Here is a 16,923-nt window from a genome sequence, read left to right on the forward strand (position 1 = left end):
AAAAGGCGAAATTGCGGCCCACTGGGAGTCGGTTAGAGCATTAAATTGTTTGGTCACATCTCTGTTGCTTGGTCGCTACAAAGGTGACGCGGCTCCCAGCCTTTCTCAATTCCCAAACACGTTCTTAAAAACTTCATGAGGTCAGATCGAAGAAACTTGGTTAGATGTACTGATTGATAATACTTTCGAGCCATTCCTGCTTACCACTGCGCAGTTGTGGTTCACCATGTTCAAACGTGTAGTTTCGTAGGTCTTCCAGCGTCAGGGTGCCGTCCTCAAATGCTTTTCCCTGACCATTGTCGAAGGAAGCATACCGTTCCTGACGGAATTTGAGGTAGTCGGAATCCTGCAAAATAGCATCGGCCACGATGAACGAACGGGCGAAGGCATCCATGCCACTGATGTGAGCGACGAATAAATCCTCCAGATCAGTCGAGTTCCGGCGGACTTTTGCATCGAAGTTGATTCCCCCGGGTTTGATACCCCCCGCCTGATGAATCACAAGCGCGGCCTCAACCAGTTCATACAAATTGATTGGGAACTGGTCCGTATCCCAGCCGTTCTGGTAATCACCCCGGTTGGCGTCGATACTACCCAGCATACCAGCGTCAGCGGCAACCTGCAGTTCATGATCGAACGTATGACCCGCCAGCGTCGCGTGGTTGACTTCGATATTCAACTGAAAATCTTTATCCAGACCGTATTGCCGTAGGAAGCCAATGACCGTAGCGGCATCGTAATCGTACTGATGTTTGGTCGGCTCCATCGGCTTTGGCTCGATGAAGAACGTGCCTTTGAAACCCTGTTTTCGGGCGTAGTCTTTGGCGATGGTCAGAAATTTGGCCAGGTGCTCGACCTCCCGCTTCATGTTGGTGTTCAGCAGCGACATATAGCCTTCTCGCCCACCCCAGAACACGTAGTTTTCGCCCCCGAGTGCAATGGTCGCATCGATGGCATTTTTCACCTGTGTACCGGCGTAAGCCACCACTGCAAAATCCGGATTGGTCGATGCCCCGTTCATGTAGCGCGGGTTCGAGAATACGTTGGCCGTACCCCAGAGCAACTTCACCCCACTTGCCTGCTGTTTCTGCTTCGCATACTCAACGATCTTCTGCAACCGGCCTTCATACTGGCTGGCCGACGATCCTTCATCGACCAGATCGATGTCGTGGAAACAGTAATAGGGCGCACCAATTTTGGTGAAGAACTCAAAAGCCGCATCCATTTTCATCCGGGCGCGTACATTGGCATCGTTATCCTGATCCCAGGCAAAAACGCGCGTGCCAGGGCCGAAGGGATCGCCACCGGTTCCGCAGAAGGTATGCCAGTAACTAATGGCGAAACGCAACTGATCGCGCAGGGTTTTTCCGCCGACAACTAAGTCGGGGTTGTACCATTTGAAGGCTAACGGATTTTTGGATTTAGGGCCTTCGTAGCCAATAGCACCAATGCCTTTGAAATACTCCTGATCGCCTACTGTGATCGTCGACATAATTGGGTAAGTGGTTATTATAATGATACGTTGGTTAATTCTGTTGTCTGCAAGTGGGAATGCCACTGGTCGAATGCTGCCTGAAGTGTCGGAGAAGGTTCGGTTAAGCTGCCTTATCCTATCATGGACTTTCTACAGATGAAACTCTGTTTGTGCTATTTTTTAGTGTAAAAATGACACTCATTTTTTAAATGTCAAGTCGACACCTAATATTTTTTATAAAATAATTGGCTGACGAGTTACTGAAGGACCCGAAACTGGCAACACAGGATGTTTAGATGCAAACCTGATCAGGAAGGAATAAAATTCAGGAAGGAGTCGGTATTCTGTTGGTACTTAGCCATATCAACCCGATAATAGTAAGCTCCGCGTTTCGAAAAACCCTTCTGCTTCTCATCAAGTTTGATCAGCAGATTCGTCGAAAGAATTTTTCGGCTAAAATTACGCTTATCGAAGTCTGTATTGTAGATAGCGTCGTAGAGCTTCTTCAACTGGGGAATCGTAAATTTCTCGGGTAACAGCTCGAAGCCGATGGGATGCTGAGCAGCTTTGTAGCGAAGCCGTTTTATCGCCAGTTCAACCATGTCGCCATGGTCGAATAGTAAGGGAGGCAAGTCATAAATTGAAAACCAGCGCGCCTGAAACGTCTCCGAAATTTTCGACTCATAATCCGCCACTTTAACCAGTGAGAAATAAGCGACGGAGATGGTACGAACAATCGGATCGCGGTGTGGATCGCCAAAGGCAAACAACTGTTCAAGGTATACATTAGTCAATCCGGTAAGTTCAAACAGGATACGGGCAGCGGCCTGTTCGAGCCCTTCATTAGGTTGTAACCATCCCCCCATTAGCGACCAGGTCTTATCCTCTACTCCACGTTTAACCAACAGCACTTTTAAGCTTTCACCATCAAAACCGAAAATGATAGAATCAAGGGCTAGTAAATAGGGGTGTTGCTGCTTATACTGATCTAACATAGGGGATTGGCAGTCCTGTATCTTATTAATCGGCGAAAGTAAAATATAACCCTAAGTAAAACTAAGTAGCCACCTATTTTCAGTATTATCAGTGCGGATTGAGGATAAGTATTATTCGTCGTGACGAGTCACGACCAGAAGGGCATTGTGAGTCAGCCAATCAGATTTTATCTGAGCGAGGCACAAACCTCTACCCTGCCACTAGCATACTAATCGTTCATACTTTGCGGGTCATTGCATTTAGAAAATATGCCACCAAGGCCCGTCACTTTTCCTATTCTATTATCACTTACGTAACTGAAGACACGATTCCTACCCCATTTGGTGAGCCTGTTTCGACTGAAAGTTAAGGAAGCTAGTCGCCCTTTACCTGGTTATTATTCACTCACTTCACACTAACCAGCGCAGGGTTGTACAATTTCATATGCGCTTGTTTAAGCTGAGTTTCGGGCATTTTTATCACTTTTCGGTCGTAGGTCATCAGGCCATTGGTTTCGACTTCAACATCCGTTGTCTGCGTGTAAACAGCCGCCGATAAGCCACGCTTGATAAGCTCTTCAAACCGGTCGAGGAACGACGTATAACGAGCCGTCATTTCTTCTGCATTCTTGAATGTCTGGTATCCCCAGTTGTTTTTCGACTGCCACGTGTGCCCCTCCAGCGGCAACCCTAACCCGCCAAACTCACCCAATACAATCACCTGTTTCTGACCGAAGAGAGCCGGATCGGGCATGGCTGGTGCAGGGTAGTTGTGTAAATCCAGGATATGTCCCACTGGATAGAAGTTGCCACCGCTGGCACTGTTCACCAACCGCGACGGATCGTAAGCCATGGTCCACTTAGTGATCTCTTCGGTCTTGAACTGTCCCCAGGCTTCATTGAAGGGTACCCATACCACAATGGACGGAAAGTTATGGTTGGCATCCATGATGGCCTTCCATTCCGTTCTGTACATCTGCTCTGATTCAGCTGTTCGGTCCCGGTCGGTAGCCTTGCCAATGATGCCAGGACGCTGCTCCCACTCGTTACCGTTGTCGCCACTGGGCATATCCTGCCAAATCAGCATACCTAACTTATCGCAATGATGGTACCAACGGGCGGGTTCTACTTTTACGTGCTTGCGGATCATGTTAAAGCCCATTCCTTTGGTCTTTTCAATGTCAAAGCGCAGAGCCTCATCAGTTGGCGCGGTGTAAAGCCCATCGGGCCACCACCCCTGGTCGAGCGGGCCGTATTGAAACACGAACTGGTTGTTGAGCAGCATACGGAGCACGCCGTTGTTATCGGGGGCAACCGATATCTTCCGCATGGCGAAATAACTTTTCACCTCATCGATCACCTTACCATTTCTGACAACGGCAACAGCAAGATCATAGAGAAAAGGACTATCGGGCGACCACAGTTTCGGGTCATTGATGGCTAACACAGCATCCTGACCGTTGGTAACCTCTTGCTCTGCTACTTTCTGTCCATTGGAAAGCGCTGTAATGCGCAGCCGGTCGCTGGCTTGCAGGTTGTTTACTTTTGACGATACGGTCAGGGTTTTCTTATCAATATCCGGCGTCTGTTTGGTTGATGCGATGTGCGTTTTCGGAACGGCCTCCAGCCAAACAGTTTGCCAGATACCAGTTACGGGCGTATACCAGATACTATGAGGCTTGTTGATCTGCTTACCTCTTGGCTGTGGCCCTTCGCTGGTGGGGTCCCAGACCCGTACAACAACCTCTTGCTGTCCTCCTTTTTTTAGCTGGTTGGTTACGTCGAATGAGAACGGGTCATACCCACCCTGGTGCGTTCCCACTTTCTGACCGTTCATATACACATCGCACTGCCAGTCGACGGCACCAAAGTGCAGCAGCACGTTTTGTCCTTTGAATTTAGCCGGAATTGTTACGGTACGTTTGTACCACAGCACACTGTCTTTTCCAACCGTTTTGCCCACCCCCGACAAAGCCGACTCCACGGCGTAGGGTACCAATATTTTACCATTGAACGACGTCGGCGCACTTTCTGTCCCCGCCTTTGGTACCAGCGCATAGTCCCACAGGCCATTCAGGTTAAGCCAGTTGTTACGTACCAATTGCGGTCGGGGGTACTCGGGCAGTGCGTTAGCGGGATCTACCTTTTCGGCCCAGGGCGACATAATTTTACCCGGAACGGGTTGCCAGCCGGTTGACTGCGCTTGTACAGTAACGCAGCTTATTGTTAGTACGGTAAGCGATAAAAAAAGTTTGTTCATAGGTAGTAACGTTTGAGAATCCAGCAACTGGTTGTTTTTGGCACTTTATGAGACAGATGCTGCTTATTTGTTAGCCATTCTTCAAATGAAGAAAAACTAATAAAGAATATACTTCCATTTAGTGATCAAAATTGAGCGTTTGTGTAGCCTGGACGGCCACGTCCGGGTTACAATGAATATTGTTTTTCACCCGGACGTGGCGTCCAGGCTACATAGTGCCAGAATAATACTTTCATACCAGACTGGATTAGGTAGAAGCATTACTCGCTACGGCTATTTACGATCTGACTTACCTGATTCCGTCACCAACGAAGGGAATGCATCTTTGAGTTGGCTACCCCAGTTTTTGTTAGGCTCCGCCCCCATTTGTAAGATTAGCTCGCCCCCTTTCAGAAGCTCGTCATGGGTGAGGTACGTACGTGTGAAGGGCTTGCCATTCAATGTGGCCGATTGGATATAGACATGCTCTGGTGAATTATTGACGGCCCGTATTGTAAACGGTTTACCCGCTGGGGGGTTAATGGTAACCGCATCCAGGCTGGGGCTACCCAGTACGTAATAAGGCGTTCCGGGACAAACGGGGTACAAGCCAGCCATACTAAACACGAGCCAGGCTGACATCTGTCCACCATCTTCATTACCGCTTAACCCACCCGGTGAACTGTCGTATTCGTCACGAACGAGCTGCCGAACCCGGCCCTGGGTCTTGTAAGGAGCGCCCGCACAGGCGTAGAGGTAGGCAATCTGGTTATTGGGCTCATTCCCGTGCCAGTAATGCCCGCCCTCGAAAAGTGTATCTAGTTTGGCAACCAGCCGTTCACGCCCGCCAAGCTGTTTTGCTAAGCCAGCTATGTCCTGCGGCACAAAGAAGGTGTACTGCGCTGGCGACCCTTCCGTAATAAACGAAGACCGAAGCGCAAATGGGTCAAACTGGGCTATCCAGCGCCCATCAGCGTATCGACCGCGGACGTAGCCCGTTGCCGGATCGAGCACGTTTTGATAGTTCTGCGCTCGTTTGATTAGCGTCACGGCATCTTCGGTATGGCCGAGCGCTTTGGCTAGCTGACTCAGGCAAAAATCGTCGTACGCATATTCAAGCGTTCGGGACACCTGTTCACGTTTATGAAACGCCTGCCAGACCGAATCTTCGAGCGGAATGTAGTTGTATTGTAAGTAGGACGCCAGCGCCCGTCGTCCTTTACCCGACTCGTAACTTTTAGGATCGCTATTGACGTCGAACGCGTTCTTTCGTAAGTACTGGTACGCCATTTTGACGTCGAAGTTCCGAATACCTTTAACGTAGGCATCGGCAATTGCCGACTGGGCGTGATCACCGATCATAGCGGCTGTGTAGCTGTTCCAGCACGGGAAAATAGGCATCCAGCCCCCCTGCTCGGCCTTTTTGACCAGCGATTGCATCAGATCGCCGGATCGCTTTGGATTCAAGAGGTTTTGCAGCGGCTGACAGGCTCGAAAGGTATCCCACAAACTGAAATCGCAGTAATACGTAAAGCCCTTGGCTTGCTGAATGGTCGTGTCATCGGCGAAACCCGGATATCGACCGTCAGCATCCGAAAAGACACGGGGTGTTAGGTTGGCGTGGTACAGGGCGGTGTAAAACAGCGTTTTGTCAACGTCTCGCCCGGTGGCCTGCATCCGGCCAAGTTCAGTATTCCAGGCGGCTTCGGTCTGCTGGCGAACACGGGCCAGGTTCCAGTCTGGAAGTTCAGCCTGTACGTTTTTCCGGGCCCCTTCTTCACTGACAAACGACGTTCCAACCCGAACGCGCACTACCTCACCCGGTTTCAAGGTCCAGCGAACATAAGCGCCGACTGATTCTCTTTTGCCCGTTCCTTTGGCCTGTTTGCTTCCCTCGGCCGGTTCGTAGTTTGTCCACGTACCAAACTGAGCCAGCGGTCGGTCGAACTGCACCACAAAATGACCGCTGAAACCCGCGGATTGTCCGGCTCCCTGATAGATTCGGTGTACCGGATTATAACCCACAATTTCATTACGTTCCGGGTGAATGGCTATGTACCCTTCGCCTTCGTCGCTGTTTGGCTCGATGAGCAACGCGCTTTCGCCCCCTTTACCGAACGTGAACTGCAATAACCCCGCCCGCGTGTGCGCTGACAGTTGCGCCTTGATATCGGAGTCGGCCAGTTGGACCTCATAATAAGCGGGTGTAACCATCTCCCTGGCATGGTCAAAACGAGAACCGCGCTCGGCGGGGCGCAGGGCGAGTTTCCCCGAAATCGGCATGATGGTCACCGAACCATAGTCCTGTACGCAGCTTCCGTTGAGCCAGTGCGTTCCGCGAAAGCCGTTGATTTTAGGATCATTGTAATAATACGGGGCTATGCACTTTGTTTCGGTAGCCTGGGTTTGCGGGGTCCAGGTAGTCATGGCGTGCGGTTGCCCAATAGCGGGTGCAATTTGGCCTTTCAACTCGCTACCGGCTTCACTGTGTTTTTTAGCCGTTGGCGTCTGACTGGGTGCTGATCCAATCAGCGGATTAACGTACGTAATGGGCGGTTTCGCCGGGCTGGTTCGGCTCGGCTGAGCAATAGCGTACGAAGCAAGTAAAAGAAGTAGAATCAGTTTTTGCATGAATAATTGGCAAGAAAATCCCCTGATGGGCCGCCACCAGGGGAAAAGCATTCTATCTACCCCGAATTACTGACCTTACTCGGCCGAATTAATTAGTGAGCCGCTGCTTATCCCTTAACAAGACTTCCTGAAGCCTGGCGTACGGCAGTCTTTGCGGAGACACTTTGTTATCAATAGCAAGCACCGCAGCGGTTGCCGCCGATTGTCCTAAAATCATGAAAACCGGCTCCATCCGAATAGACCCGTAAGCAATGTGGGAGCTCGATACGCATACCGGCACCAGCAAATTACTGCACTCGTTTTCTTTAGGCAGAATCGCCCCGTAGGCGATGGAATAGGGCTTATCGGGATGTACACCGATATCGCCTTCGTTTTGCACAAAGCCATCTTCTTTCACAAACCGTTGGGCGTTATGGGCGTCTAAAGCATATGAGCCCATACCAATCGGGTTCGGTACGTTCGTCTTCCCCAAGGCATCAGCCTCGGTCATAACAAACTCACCCAACATTCGGCGAGCCTCGCGGATGTACAGTTGATGCGGCCAACCGCCGTTGTCGGTGAACTCATCTTTGGGTAAACCCCACTGCTGCATCTGCTCATGCACGTCGGCCGGTACACGCTCATCGTTTTGCAGAAAATACATGAGCCCTTTCTGATACAGCTCGTGGTCTTTAATGATCTGTTTCCGGCGTTGGTAGGTTGCTTCGGGATAATCGTAGTTTTTACCAATGTAGTCGGTACTGAATGGGCCGTGGTTGTTGGTGTCTGTTTTCCGATTTGGGATGGGGTCAAATTTATTAAATGTCTCCCGCCAACCCGTAGCAAAGACCCGAGCCAGCAGTTCATAGCGCGCCGGGTCATACCCATCAGGTTTTGGAAAAGGGAGCCGGTTTTCGGGATGGTTACTCAGGCACATCCGAAAGCAGTACGCCTGAATCTTGTTATCCCCTGACCCGTTTGGACCAGGTTTCTCCCTAGACACCTCAGCTAATAAACCACTTTTAGGATCACCAGCTACGACGTATGGACTGACGTTGGTCTTGAAATGATGCCCGTGCTGGAAAACCCCGACCTGCACGCCGTTATGGGTTTCGTTATACACCTTGCTGGCCTCGCGACCCACGTGATAACGAACACCCGCAGCAGCCATCAGATCACCTTCGTACGTAGCGTCGATGAACATTTTACCTTCGTAGACCGTACCCCCTAACGTGCGAAACGACTGAATGGCGCCCGCTTTTTTCTGGATTCCTTTGGCCGATCGGTCAAGCCATTCGTCGCGGTAGATGGTGATTTTATATTCCTTGGCGAAGTCTTCAAAAACCTGTTCGGCAGCGTGCGGTTCAAATATCCACATGGTTCGGGCATTGCCATCAATGGCGGGTGTTCCTTGCCCTTTATTGCCATACTCGTCTCGTTTCTGCCATTTCCAGGACGTATCCTGCTGGTAATGCTGGTACAGACGCTGGTAGAACTCCCGGGAAAGGCCGCCAATTACTTCTTTGTTACCGGTATCGGTAAATCCCAAGCCACCCGACGATAGTCCGCCTACATGTTTGTCCGGCGACACAACCAACACGGATTTTCCCATCTTCTTAACCTGAACAGCCGCAATTACTGCTGCCGACGTTCCGCCGTAAATTATTACATCGGCACGTCGTACGCCAGCATTGCGAGTAGCCGGTTGTGCAAAGCCAGGTACCGTAGTCAGGTATAGCAAAATCAGCCAGGATAACCTGCTCAAGAACTTCATATATTACGTGTAGGGTTTAGTGATCGTTGTGTGAGCCAGAATAGTTTTAAACCACCTGCTCCAGCATTTGAATGTACCCATCGACACCGGCTTCGATTTCGTGAAGATAAATGAACTCATCCGCCGAATGCGACCGCCCCGAGTGACCAGGTCCGCATTTTAGCGAAGGGCAGTTCAAAACGGCCTGATCAGACGTTGTTGGCGATCCGTAGGTGTGACGCCCAAGGGCTATACCAGCCTGTACAATCGGATGATCGGCCGGAATACTCGATGGCTTCAGGCGAATAGAGCGAGGCTTCACCTCAGCCTGAATGTTTTGCCGAATGGTATCAATAACCTCTTCCAGCGTGTATTGCTCGGTTACTCGTACATCGATAGTGAACGTACAGGTATCAGGCACTACGTTATGTTGCGTTCCGGCGTTGATAATGGTGACCGACAATTTGACCGGCCCCAACGTAGGCGATACGTTTGGAAATTGATAGGTCGTCAGCCAGTTGATGTCCTGAATGGCTTTATAGATAGCGTTTTCGCCTTCGTCGCGGGCCGCATGACCACTGATACCATGGGCTGTACAATCCAAAACAAGGAGTCCTTTCTCGGCAATGGCCAATTGCATCTCGGTTGGTTCGCCCACAATGGCAAAGGTAATAGTGGGCAGTTCGGGGAGCAGTAGTTCCAGTCCATCGCGGCCCGAAATCTCCTCTTCGGCAGAAGCAGCTATCACAATGTTATGGGTCATGTCGGCTCGGTCGTAGAAGTAAGCAAACGTAGCGAGCAACGAAACCAGACAGCCACCTGCGTCATTAGAACCAAGTCCGAATAATTTACCGTCACGCTCCAGCGGTTGAAACGGGTCGAGCGTCCAAGATTTGTTGGGTTTGACAGTGTCGTGGTGCGAGTTGAGCAGAATAGTCGGCTTTGCCAGGTCGAAATACCGGTTTTGCGCCCAGATATTGTTTTTCAGCCGTTTGAACGGAATTTGCTTCTGGCTAAAAAAATCCTCAATTAACTCCGCTGTCCGGTCTTCCTCGCGGCTAAACGAAGGGGTGGCAATCAGGCGTTTAAGCAAGTCTAAGGCATCGGCAGCCAGGGCACGTTGCGGAGTCGTTGAGGAAGAGGATTGTGACATACCAAAATCAAGTTGTACGTCCAAAGATACAGTACCCCAGCCAACCCTTTACGCCCAGAAACGATAAAATCCCGTCGTGAGCTACGAAGTACATCTACTCATCGGCTTTGTATGGCGTAGAAAATTCTTTATAAGAAAAGCTAACCAAACATTCTCGAAGGCTACCAGGTGGTTACTTTTTTCAACGTCTCACCTATTCATTAAATAGACTAATCAGCTCATTTTAAGCGTCTTTTAAGACTTTTTTAAAATAGTTTTAAACTCGGTCTTCCACCTTAGCCCCATCAAACGACACAGTTTGTGTTAACGAACAACGAGTATGAAATCAATCACAAAAGGAGTAGCCAGCTTATTGGTAAGCTGTTGGTTTGTAAGCTGTATGTCATCGGGCCTGCCCAATGAAACCGTTCAAAAAGCGTTTAATCACCGCTTCGGAAAGGTAGAGTCGGTGAGCTGGACGCACAACAACGATTACTCATTTGCTCACTTCAAGCAACATGGAAAACCGGTCGTTGCAGTATTTGGCAACGACGGACAAATAATTGATACCGAATCAGCCACGCCAATCAATTAAGTAATAACTTCTAATTCACTCAACAACCATGAAAACGAATCTGAAATTTGCCCTGCTCATTGGAACGCTGGTGTGGGGCATCTCAACGACCAAAGCGCAAGTCGCCACCGATTTTGACAAATCGGTTGACTTCACAAAATATAAAACATTTGCCTGGTGCACGCCCGACATCCAGGTGGGCAACAACCCGGTGTACCGCAGCGGACTAATCACGAAGAACATTGAAACCACCCTGGCCGATGAATTAGGCAAACGGGGCCTGACAATGAACCCTGAAAACCCGGATCTCCTGGTGGGTTTTCATACCTACACGGAGAAAAAAACAAACACCTACAGCACAGCCACCCCTTATCCTATGTATTATCCGTTTGGTTTCCGGGCTGGTTGGCGGTACTACCCTTACGGCTTTGGCAACTGGCCTTACGCCTGGAATAATAACATTCAGCACGTACAGTACACCGAAGGCACGTTATTGGTTGATATTGTCGACGCCCACACGAAGCAATTAATTTGGCGAGGTAGCGTTGAGGGTGATGTTTCCAATCCGAAACGAATTGAAAAGGAAGTAGCAAAGGGGATTCATAAGGTTATGAAGGATTATCCGGTTCCAGTTGCTGAACGTTCCTGACAAGTAGAGGGTCATTTATAGTCAGGGGTTGTCAAGTATTGATCAATACTTGACAACCCCTGACAACACTTGGCTAGTTACTTTAAACACCCGTCTGCACGCCATGATGGCCATGCCGATACGGTACTTTTTCGGTCATTAAGCCAGCGCCAATTTCCAAAATTCCTAATATGACATGCGGCATGTATACATCGTCCGCGAATCCAAATAACCAGGGCGAAGCGGCCAGAAGAATACCTGCCAGTACGTCCATCGACAAGTGAAACGACATTGAAAATGCCTTCACTGGGCCTGCTTCATAATCGGTACAGATTGACAAGAGCAGCAGTACTACCCCTGTTACAACCGGCACCCATTGAGCCGAACTACCGTCGGCAAAGCCAAATAACCAGGGAGATGCTATAATGAGTGCTCCTGCCAGATAGTCAAGTACGCCATGTACTTTCGTTGAAATGAATCGCATAGTTTTAGTTGTTTACGTTGAGTTATGCACAAAATCAAAACACTACTAAAACTATATATCTACTATAGTATCTTCATTGATGAGCAAACGGCCCCTGACGGTTCTATCCATACTTAATGGACTTACCCTTCGTAGAATTTTACGCCCCGCTCCCGTAAAAAAGCCTTAATTACATTGACATGTACGCATTGACCCACGTTTAAAAACGGGTAATTTGACACCCGGCTTTTTCGACCGTTCACCAGTACTTCTCGATCTTCAATGTCGAATCCAAGGTGTAAATGGCGCGTAGCGGATTGCATACCATAAATGAGGCCGTTGGTATCGAACAAGGGCCCCCCACTCTGCCCTCGTAATCCAGGTGTACTTAGCTCAATGCCGGTAATAGCTACGTTATCGCTAAGTAGCCGGGTCACAATGCCATCAATCGGAAAACAAGGCGACGCCACACGGCCCTCCGTTGTCCATTCGATATCGTCGATGCTGGGGTTGTAGCGAAAGTTGGTAAACTCGGGAAAGGGGTAGCCCAACCGGCACAGGCTCCGGCCGGGTTTTATGCGATTGCTATCGCCTAAGAAAACGGCGTGAGACCGGTAGAGCAACCGGGTGTATCCTTCAAAACGTAGCAGCGCCAAATCCTGCGTGGGGTGCATATCGACCGTTAATCGCTGATATTGATCAACGCAGCTAACAAAGTTATTTCGGAGCCGGATGATGGTGTCGGGTCGAAGCTTGAATTCTTCTTCCAACTGGCTGATACGATGTCCGGCGTTTTTCTCGCGTAATACATCCCGGCGAGCCCCCTGAAACTTTCGGTAATTTTCGTAGATTTTTTCGGTTTGAGTGATTAGCTCCGCAACGTGCTTACACGTAACCGCGCAGCCTTCTTCATTCACGAAAAACAGCGTCGCACTGCCCGGTACAATTTCATCGTGTCCGTAAAGCCGAACAATAGAATGCAGCGGGCGGGTAAACGGATCAACGCGTTCAATAGCGTCAACAAACATAAATTAATACAGTGAATTGGCCAGTTGATTAGTCAACTAGCTCGCAAATTAGCTAATCCTACTCAACTGACCGATTCATTACGCATTAACTAATTACTGCTTTTTTGTTTTCACCTCAACCTCAGCGGGCACTACAGCTCCGCGGGCACTGGCGCTATCGGGTGGCGCCTGCTGTGGCGCATCCATACTTGACGAATTTAGGGTATCGCCCTGCCGACCCATCTCTGTGCTGTCGGCGGTGGTTGTTGAGCCAGCTTCGCTACCTGATTCATTCTTATTACTACCTGAACAATTCCAGAACATTACGCTGGAACTAATCAGCAAGCCAGTCAGCAGCCAGCTTCTCAGTTGTTTTGCCGTGTTTCGTGTCATCTTCTTCATTCGTTGAGTTTACTTTTTATTCACAATAGCCCGCCGTCAAGACTGGCTATAGTTTCTGTGTATGCACCGATCGTTCGCTTAAATCTTTGTGACAGCGACATCAATACGTCGGTTTTTCTGACGTCCTTCGGCCGATTCATTAGAAGCGGTTGGTTTTGTTGAACCGAAGCCTTGGGTTGTCACGCGATTAGCCTCAATACCGGCTGACATCAATGCAGTCCGCACGGCGTTGGCGCGGTCGATCGACAGTTTTTTGTTGGCATCGGCATTGCCCGTGTTATCAGTATGACCTTCAACCCGGATGTGTAGGCCAGGATAGGCCTTCATGATCTCGATGAGGTCATTGACGTTCGGCCGTGACTCGACCGTAATGCGATCCGAATTAGTTTCAAACGTCAGGTTATCGAAGGTAAACGTACGTTCAGGATTCTTAGGCTTACTGCCCAGGAACTGGGCCAGTTGAGCGTTAAACGAGTTTTCAGTCAGGCTCAGTTTACGTCCGCCGGGCAGTTCTACCTGCGTTCGTACCTCTGGCCCGCTACCTGAAGAACCACTCGCACCTGACGCTGATGAATCGCGGATGCCAAGGGCGCCAGGTGCGGTTGAATCGGACACTTGACCATTAGACTCCTCAACGCTTTGCTTTGTGGCAGGCGATGTGTCTTCTGCCTCATCCGATTCAACACGAGCCGTTGAATCGGTACTGACGCCGTCGATACCATTCTGATTCTGGCTGCATTTCTGTACAATAAGGGCAATTACCAAAGCCGCCAACGCAAACATGGCCCAACGGAGCCAGCGCACATTTTCGTGCCGACGATCGCCTTCGGGACTTTTCGGAATGTTGGGGTTAACAATGGTACCACTAAAATTATCGGTGCCTTGTACTTCGGTTTGTGGTCCGGCAGGGGTCACCAGTTCGCTGAAGCCAAGCAAGCTACCGACACCTTCTAAACCAGTTGGAACAGCTTTCTGGAACTCGGTTGCCTGCCCAAGCAGCAGCGTTTTCAGGCTCTCAGCGGTCAGGCCATTTTCTTGTTCCTGCCGTCCTAGCACGCCCATGAGCACCGATCCGGCCAAACTAAGAATGGCTAACGCCGACTGCGGTTTGGTGCCACTGTAAGTGCCAATGAGTTCAGTAGTTCGGGTTAAATTGTTGCCAAAGATTTGGTCGAGAAAGTGTCGACCGGTAGCAACCGTGTGAGCGGTTTCCTGATGAGTATCTGTGACCTGAGACACGTCGAAAGGAGTATCCGCGTAATTTTCTTTCTCCAGAAAATTAATCAGTGAGGACGCTCCACCTGATGCCTGAACACGCCTGGTAAGTGCGCCCAGCAGCGTTGGTAACGAACCGTTAACCGCTTTGAGCGTGTTGGCAGACGATTCGTTCAACTCACCACTGAGCTGATCAATTACGGCGGGCGTGAACTGATCCTTCAGAAGAGATAATAAATGAACGGCCATTTTTCATACGTTGGTTGACAGAACATTAACCGGGTCATACGTATGAATGTTCGGAAAGGCTATTTTGCGCAAAGGGCTGGGGGCGCAGGACTAAGAGCAGAAACAACTTTCTCACCCTTAGCCCTGCGCCCCCAGCCCTTTGCTTTACAACTGAGGAATGCGAAGCACCTGATCAGGGTAAATCAGATCAGGATCTTTCAGCATTGGTTTATTGGCCTCGAAGATGATGCCAAATTTCATAGGATCGCCATACACCTCCTTAGAAATTTTCGACAACGTATCGCCTGATTTCACCGTGTAGAATTTACCTTCTGGAGTGGGTTGATCAACAGACAGCTGATTGTCTACCGATGATACGCCTTCTACGTTCCCAACAGCCAGCGCAATTTTCTCAGCATCTTCCTGCGATTTTACCGATCCCGTCAGGATCACAGTATCTCCTTTAGTTTTAACGGTTAAGCTGTTATATGCCAGCCCCAACTGTTTAACGTGGTCAAGCAGCGCCTGCGCCCGTACTGGCTCAACCTTCTCAGCCTGTGCAGGATCAGCTGGTGCAGCTACCTGATCTTTGTGGAAAATTTTTTCGCCTACTCCCTTGAAGAACGATAAAAGACCCATTGGTTTAGTATGGTTTATGATGAAACATTGAACAAACACCCGGCAAGTAAGCCGGGCTATTCGTTTTAAACAACCTACTGGTTTTGTGATTGTTTTAAGTTTTGGGGTCACTACTCCATAAGTTTTAATGACTATCCCCTCATGCAATAGGCAAAAAGCAGTTACTTTTACGTTCTTTTATTACTAGTTTATCTTTTTTTTCTACAATCAGTTTGCTTATCAAGCATGCAGTTTTATAAGAGGTTTAGATGGGGGCTCATGCTAACCGTGTTGGTTAGCCTATCAGCTTGCAAAGACAATGATATTGACCCAGGTTTAGTAAATGGCGAAACACCGAACAAAGGCAGTGCCGACTTCACGAAGTACGTAGCTGTGGGTAACTCTTTAACCGCTGGTTTTGCCGATGGCGGCTTGTACCGTGAAGGACAACTCAATTCGTACCCAAACATTCTGGCAGGGCAGTTTAAAACCGTTGGCGGTGGTGATTTTATACAGCCATTGTTCCTGGATACACAAGCTAATGGCTCGGGGTATCGAAAGCTTGTAAAAGTCCCATCACTTACTAATCCTGCGACCTTGCTTACCTCATTCGTAACGGTAGCACCTGGTGCAGCACGTGGTGGTATGACGACCAGTACACCATCAGCACCATTGCTGACTAAGTTTACGGGCGTCAATCAAAATTTGGGTGTTCCTGGTATTCAGGTAGCTAATGTCCTTTCACCAGGTTACGGCTCAACGGCAGGCAATGCTTACTATGAACGATTAGTAGCCGACCCAGTTATTACTTATTTTCAGTACGTTAGCAACAACCTGAATGGAGCAACTTTCTTTTCATGCTGGCTTGGCAACAACGACGTCTTAGCGTATGCTCTTTCTGGTGGAGCCGTTGCACCTACATCGACGGATTTGTTCACAACGAATTTTACAGCGATGATGAACAAATTAACCGAAGGTAATCGTAAGGGTGTTGTTATAGGGATTCCAAACATCACAACAGCCCCCTTATTCAGTACAATAACCGTTGCTTTAGTGCTGGCACAGATCAACGCAACTGTTAATCCACCAACCCCTATCACGGCACTGTTTATTCAGACCCCGAATGGTGTTAGAGCCACGCAATCTGGTGATTTGCTCTTGTTGTCAAACCTGACAGACTATGCAACTATTGGTAGCACTACAATTGGTACAAAGCAAGGTCCATATGGCTTAAGTCCAACTAATCCTTTACCAACACAGCTTGTACTTGATGCAGGAGAAGTAGCTACGCTTACTGCTAAAACTAAAGAGTTCAATGATATTATGAAAGCCCAGGCTGATGCCAAAGGAGCAGCTTATGTTGATCCCAACAGCGTATTAGGTCAAGTAGCTTCACCTGATGGATTAACTCAAAACGGTATCAAATACACAGCATCTTTTATTCAAGGGGGAGTGTTTAGTCTTGATGGTATACATCTAACTCCCGCTGGCTACGCGTTGATGGCCAATGAAATCATTAAAGGAATTAACGCTAAGTACGGATCAACCATCCCCCAGGTTAATTCTGCCAACTATCGTCGCGTCCTATTGCAACAATAATATCACT

General features: G+C 49.1%; 14 protein-coding genes. 3 read left to right on the forward strand and 11 right to left on the reverse strand.

What is annotated here, in order from left to right; genetic code table 11:
• Positions 1–160: 160 nt before the first annotated feature.
• The 6 genes from xylA to ACFSUS_RS03570 all read right to left on the reverse strand — a co-directional run bounded on the left by xylA (position 161) and on the right by ACFSUS_RS03570 (position 10,203).
• On the reverse strand, positions 161–1,492 hold the full coding sequence (xylA, locus tag ACFSUS_RS03545) for a xylose isomerase (protein ID WP_381519190.1): 1,332 nt from the start codon (positions 1,490–1,492) through the stop codon (positions 161–163).
• Positions 1,493–1,782: 290 nt separating this feature from the next.
• The gene (locus tag ACFSUS_RS03550) at positions 1,783–2,469 is read right to left on the reverse strand and encodes an NUDIX hydrolase (RefSeq protein WP_381519192.1); all 687 of its coding nucleotides are present in this window, start codon (positions 2,467–2,469) and stop codon (positions 1,783–1,785) included.
• Between the two features lie 385 nt (positions 2,470–2,854).
• The gene (locus ACFSUS_RS03555; RefSeq protein WP_381519195.1) at positions 2,855–4,708 is read right to left on the reverse strand and encodes a glycoside hydrolase family 2 protein; all 1,854 of its coding nucleotides are present in this window, start codon (positions 4,706–4,708) and stop codon (positions 2,855–2,857) included.
• A 273-nt stretch (positions 4,709–4,981) separates the two neighbouring features.
• On the reverse strand, positions 4,982–7,318 hold the full coding sequence (locus ACFSUS_RS03560) for a GH92 family glycosyl hydrolase (protein WP_381519198.1): 2,337 nt from the start codon (positions 7,316–7,318) through the stop codon (positions 4,982–4,984).
• An 88-nt stretch (positions 7,319–7,406) separates the two neighbouring features.
• Positions 7,407–9,071: an FAD-dependent oxidoreductase gene (locus tag ACFSUS_RS03565; protein ID WP_381519201.1), complete on the reverse strand. Its 1,665-nt coding sequence runs from the start codon at positions 9,069–9,071 to the stop codon at positions 7,407–7,409.
• Positions 9,072–9,117: 46 nt separating this feature from the next.
• Positions 9,118–10,203 carry a M20 family metallo-hydrolase gene (locus ACFSUS_RS03570; RefSeq protein ID WP_381519204.1) on the reverse strand — a complete coding sequence of 362 codons (1,086 nt, stop codon included), beginning with the start codon at positions 10,201–10,203 and terminating at the stop codon, positions 9,118–9,120.
• A gap of 319 nt (positions 10,204–10,522) precedes the next feature.
• Here ACFSUS_RS03570 and ACFSUS_RS03575 point away from each other — a divergent pair, with 319 nt between their 5' ends.
• Positions 10,523–10,777, forward strand: a complete 255-nt coding sequence (locus ACFSUS_RS03575; RefSeq protein WP_381519206.1) for an RNA-binding protein — start codon at positions 10,523–10,525, stop codon at positions 10,775–10,777.
• Positions 10,778–10,805: 28 nt separating this feature from the next.
• Entirely contained in the window at positions 10,806–11,405 is a 600-nt protein-coding gene (locus ACFSUS_RS03580) for a DUF4136 domain-containing protein (RefSeq protein ID WP_381519209.1), read from the forward strand.
• Between the two features lie 82 nt (positions 11,406–11,487).
• Here ACFSUS_RS03580 and ACFSUS_RS03585 read toward each other — a convergent pair whose 3' ends face one another.
• The 5 genes from ACFSUS_RS03585 to lysM form a co-directional block, all read right to left on the reverse strand.
• On the reverse strand, positions 11,488–11,868 hold the full coding sequence (locus tag ACFSUS_RS03585) for an SPW repeat domain-containing protein (RefSeq protein ID WP_381519212.1): 381 nt from the start codon (positions 11,866–11,868) through the stop codon (positions 11,488–11,490).
• A 122-nt stretch (positions 11,869–11,990) separates the two neighbouring features.
• Positions 11,991–12,875 carry a S1 family peptidase gene (locus ACFSUS_RS03590; protein ID WP_381519214.1) on the reverse strand — a complete coding sequence of 295 codons (885 nt, stop codon included), beginning with the start codon at positions 12,873–12,875 and terminating at the stop codon, positions 11,991–11,993.
• Positions 12,876–12,968: 93 nt separating this feature from the next.
• Positions 12,969–13,256, reverse strand: a complete 288-nt coding sequence (locus ACFSUS_RS03595) for a hypothetical protein (protein ID WP_381519216.1) — start codon at positions 13,254–13,256, stop codon at positions 12,969–12,971.
• A gap of 78 nt (positions 13,257–13,334) precedes the next feature.
• Complete coding sequence (locus ACFSUS_RS03600; RefSeq protein WP_381519219.1) at positions 13,335–14,720, reverse strand: DUF937 domain-containing protein; 1,386 nt, start codon at positions 14,718–14,720, stop codon at positions 13,335–13,337.
• A gap of 144 nt (positions 14,721–14,864) precedes the next feature.
• Complete coding sequence (gene lysM / locus ACFSUS_RS03605; protein ID WP_381519222.1) at positions 14,865–15,338, reverse strand: peptidoglycan-binding protein LysM; 474 nt, start codon at positions 15,336–15,338, stop codon at positions 14,865–14,867.
• A gap of 258 nt (positions 15,339–15,596) precedes the next feature.
• Here lysM and ACFSUS_RS03610 point away from each other — a divergent pair, with 258 nt between their 5' ends.
• Positions 15,597–16,916 (forward strand): SGNH/GDSL hydrolase family protein, encoded by a 1,320-nt coding sequence (locus ACFSUS_RS03610; protein ID WP_381519225.1) that lies wholly within the window; start codon positions 15,597–15,599, stop codon positions 16,914–16,916.
• Positions 16,917–16,923 lie beyond the last annotated feature (7 nt).

Origin of the sequence: Spirosoma soli, assembly GCF_042684525.1 — a bacterium.
In the GTDB taxonomy this organism is placed as follows: Bacteria; Bacteroidota; Bacteroidia; order Cytophagales; family Spirosomataceae; genus Spirosoma; species Spirosoma soli.